Below are 3,874 nucleotides of genomic sequence, written 5' to 3'. Positions count from 1 at the left end.
CACTACGAAAACCCCGCCAGAAGCCGATCAGCAGCAACGCCGCATCGCGCCGGCTGCGAAGCAGGCTTGCCAAATTGCCGGACTGCTGAGCCTGTTCGGCTTCCCGACTCAGCCATTGAATTGCTTGCTCCAAGTGCTGCAACTGCAACGGCGCAGCCTGCTTCGTTTGCGCCGGATGCAATGTGCGGATGCCTTTGAGCACCTGACGCACTGTGGGTGTCTTGGTCGGATCAGGAAAACCTTGGGTGATATGCCATTGAGCCAGGGCGGCCAGGCGCTGTTTGAGCGTGCTGAGGCTCAGCGTGTCGGCGTATTCCACCAGGTAGCGCACGATGTTGTCGCTGGTGGCGGGCAGGAAGCCGCCCCACGTCACTTCGAAGTGCTCGATGGCCGATTGGTAGCTGCGGCGGGTGTTTTCCCGCGTACCAGCTTGTAGATAGCGCCCGACGTCTTTCATCGCCCGAGGTTGCCCTTTGTGTACTGGAAAACGGCTGCCAAACGACCGTTTTTGCCTTTCGTATTGAATAACACTCCATTATTTTATCTGATTTATTTGCTTTTAACTGGCTTTACATCAATCAAATTTAGTATGTAAATACATACTATGTAATCTACTACGAAATCGTAGGAGCAGACCATGGCCCGCGGCGGCATCAACAAGGCACTGGTTCAGAAGGCGCGACAGGCGATCCTGGCGCGGGGCGAGAACCCAAGCATCGACGCGGTACGGGTCGAACTTGGCAATACCGGCTCGAAAACCACCATTCACCGCTACCTGAAAGAACTCGAAGACGCCGAGCGCGGCCGAAATACCGCCGCGATACCGCTCAGCGAACAGTTGGCCAACCTGGTCGGCCAACTGGCAGATCAGCTAGAGGAGGATGCGCAGGCCACCGTGGCCCAGGAGCGCGAACAACTACAACGCGAACGGCTCGATTACCAGAACCAAGCTCGGCTGGCCGAAAGCCGAATCCAGCAGTTGGAAAGTCAGAGCAGCGGGCTCACGGAACAGCTTCAGGCTGTTCAGCAAGCGCTACAGCAGGAACAGCAGCAACGCCAACAGACCGAGGTTGAGAATGCCCGCTTGGCGCAGGCTAACGGCGATCAGGAGGTGCGCCTGCAGGATCGCGACAGCCAAATTCGCTCGCTGGAGGAAAAGCATCAACATGCCCGTGATGCTTTGGAGCACTATCGTCAGGCCAGCAAGGAGCAGCGCGAGCAGGAACAGCGTCGACACGAGTCGCAGGTGCAACAACTGCAACTGGAACTGCGGCAACTGCAGCAGACCTTGATAATCAAGCAGGACGAACTGACGCAGCTGAACCGCGACAATGCACGCTTGCTCACCGAGGCGCGGCAGTTACAAAAAGAGCAACATGCGCAGCAACAGCTACTGGCGCAGAAAAATCAGGCCATGGAGGCCTTGCAGAGCGTACTGGCCGGTTCCGAACGCTCGAATGAAGCCCTTGAACAGCGTTGTCGCACGCTGCAGGAGGAGGTGTCCCGGCTGGGCGAAGCCTCCGCGACTCTGGCGCAACAAGCGCAGGGCCTGCAGGAGCGCTTGGTCGAAGCCAATACACAGTTGAAGCTACTCAGGGCACCACTTGCGAACAGCGATGGCGCACCGAGCACATGAACCGGCACACATGAGTCCATGTGCTGAGTGGAGGTGAAGATGACACTAATTGAGACTGCCAATGAGGGGGCCGCGGAACCTGTCCGTTTGACTACACCGCTAGGCCAGGCCATTGGTAATCTGTTCGCCCGGGCCTTGCCGCTACTGGATGGCAACCCTCCAGGCTCGCTCAAGGTCTTCGTCTTCGGCGGCTGCGCGGTGCACCTGCTCACCCATGCGCGTGGTAGTGCGGACATCGATGCGGAGATCGAGGCGGCCCGCGTGCTGCGTAAGGACGAGATCATGGCCGTCTACACACCGCCAGAGGGTTATGAGGACAGCGACGGCCGCGACTTGCAGGTTTACCTGGATCAGAACTACACCAATGCCCTCGGGCCACTGCACGAGGACTACCGCGAGCGCGCCATCCCCATGGAGGGTTTCGAGGGTGAGCAGCCGCTGCACATCTTCGTTGCCGCCGGCGTGGATCTAGCAATATCCAAACTCGGCCGCTTTACGGAAAACGATCAATCTGATATCGAACAGCTCATCGAGTGCGGCCGTGTCGATGTCGGCCAGTTTGTTACACTGGCAACAGAGGCAATCGATTATGCCGTGGGCAACCGAAGTGCAATGCAAGGCTGCCTAAAATTGGTCACAGCGAAGTACCTGGAGGATAGGCGAGATGCCACGCCTGGATCGTAAACAAAGCTTTGGCGCGCTCCTGGAGACTGTCACCCAGCAGCGCCTTAGCCAAGTTGCGTCCGATGCTCTTGTGGAGCTCGCCAAGCAGTTGTGGTACGAAGAGCGCGACCTCGTGCCGGTCCTGCAGCGTGAAGTGGCGGGCAAGCTGCGCAAGCCTGAACAGAAGCTGCGAGCCCTCTATCTGGTCGACCTGCTGCGTCGCTTTCCCTGTGTATCAACGGAAAAAGCCGCGCGCCTAAAAGGCTTTGTCAGCAGTTGGTCGAACCTGAAACCGGCTGAACGCTCGCCGCGGGCGACCCAGTTGGTCTCTCGCTACAAGCTCGACAAGCTGGCCTATGAGTGGGGGCTGGAGGAAGACGTCAGCAAGCAGATGCAGGATGTTCTGGCTTTCCAAACTCGCCATTACGCTGCCTCTCAGGGCGTGAAGACGGGCTATTCAGAGACAGCGCCCGTCGGTTAGCAGCAGGGCACGGCAAAATGGACTCGGAATGACCAACTCAACAAATGACGACCGACGATTCGCTGATCTAACGCGCGAGGCATTAGCTGACGTGAGCGCGGGTTTGGTGATTGATCACGAATTGGTCGAGATTTGGGCCCAGAGCCTTGATACCGATACCTCAGTGTCTTTACCTACTCCAGATCGGCCTACTTAATTCGCACCAGGCTGAACTCATCCTCATTTTTGCCTTATCTAGGCTTGCCCTGTGCGCGTGGAGCAACCGCATAAATATTTAAATAAGATAGAAACGAAGTGAGTGAATATTCATCTTATCTCGGCATGCCCCCTATACCTGTACGAGGCCGCTCTTCGTTTGTTCAGTGTCAGAATCGTTGCTAGGTTTCTGACATATTTCAATAAAATTAGCCATGACCATGAAATCCCTTCCCGAGACCATCGTCGAACACTGCAGGCTTCTCCCTGAAGGAGGCATTCTTGCACCAAACGAATTCCTTCATTTGGCTAGCCGCGCAGCGGTGGACCAAGCATTCTCTCGATTAGCCAAAGGAGGGGAGTTGATGCGAATCTCACGTGGCCTCTATGTGGCGCCGGTCACTGGGCGCTTCGGCAAACGTGCGCCGGCGACGGAGAAGGTCATTAGTGCGATAGCTTCGAAAAGCCATCAGGTAATCGCTTTAAGCGGTGCCCGCGCAGCGAACCTTCTAGGGCTAACGCAATAGGTGTCGATTAGGGAAGTATTTGTTACCGGCGGACGGCCGAGAACCCTGCAGTTAGGCAAGGCTCAGGTAATAATCGAGCATGCGCCGCAGTGGCAAATCGCTCTCGGAGCGACCATTGCTGGCGACGCTGTACGTGCGCTTGCCTGGCTGGGGAAACCTCACGCCCAAGAGGCAGTCGCCAAGCTGCGCACGTGCCTGTCGAGTAACGATTGGCAGATTTTGATATCGCATAGATCAAACCTTCCTCAATGGATGGCTGAAGCGATTGGGCGCGAAGCAGTCTTTGCTGAGCAGGGCTTCTAATCTACTCGTTTAAATACAATAGCTTAGAGAACGAATGTCCTAATTTTTGCCTTATCTCGGCATGACCCC

5 protein-coding genes and 2 pseudogenes are annotated in these 3,874 nt (G+C 56.6%); 5 read left to right on the top strand and 2 right to left on the bottom strand.

Translation table 11 applies throughout. The features are described 5' to 3' along the window. Positions 1–457: pseudogene (locus YA0848_RS30685) on the bottom strand (site-specific integrase); the annotation flags it as partial. A gap of 180 nt (positions 458–637) precedes the next feature. Between YA0848_RS30685 and YA0848_RS30680 the strand changes: the two are divergent. From YA0848_RS30680 to YA0848_RS36545, 5 genes and pseudogenes are all read left to right on the top strand, one after another. After that, complete coding sequence (locus YA0848_RS30680) at positions 638–1,636, top strand: DNA-binding protein (protein WP_010953882.1); 999 nt, start codon at positions 638–640, stop codon at positions 1,634–1,636. Positions 1,637–1,675: 39 nt separating this feature from the next. After that, on the top strand, positions 1,676–2,320 hold the full coding sequence (locus YA0848_RS30675; protein ID WP_011005888.1) for a DUF6036 family nucleotidyltransferase: 645 nt from the start codon (positions 1,676–1,678) through the stop codon (positions 2,318–2,320). Continuing rightward, entirely contained in the window at positions 2,301–2,780 is a 480-nt protein-coding gene (locus YA0848_RS30670; protein ID WP_010953884.1) for a hypothetical protein, read from the top strand. Before YA0848_RS30675 ends, YA0848_RS30670 begins: the two co-directional genes overlap by 20 nt. A gap of 67 nt (positions 2,781–2,847) precedes the next feature. After that, positions 2,848–2,976, top strand: a pseudogene (locus tag YA0848_RS36825) (CopG family transcriptional regulator); the annotation flags it as partial. Between the two features lie 214 nt (positions 2,977–3,190). Next, the gene (locus YA0848_RS36545) at positions 3,191–3,502 is read left to right on the top strand and encodes a DUF6088 family protein (protein ID WP_011005886.1); all 312 of its coding nucleotides are present in this window, start codon (positions 3,191–3,193) and stop codon (positions 3,500–3,502) included. A 51-nt stretch (positions 3,503–3,553) separates the two neighbouring features. Here the strand turns inward: YA0848_RS36545 and YA0848_RS36540 are convergent, their stop codons facing one another. After that, a complete protein-coding gene (locus YA0848_RS36540; RefSeq protein WP_051122559.1) occupies positions 3,554–3,733 on the bottom strand; it encodes a hypothetical protein in 180 nt (59 codons plus the stop codon). Between the last annotated feature and the right edge of the window lie 141 nt (positions 3,734–3,874).

Source organism: Pseudomonas sp. S4_EA_1b (genome assembly GCF_016307435.1).
Taxonomy (GTDB): Bacteria; Pseudomonadota; Gammaproteobacteria; order Pseudomonadales; family Pseudomonadaceae; genus Aquipseudomonas; species Aquipseudomonas rhodesiae.
This window is presented reverse-complemented; position numbering and strand designations above follow the sequence as displayed.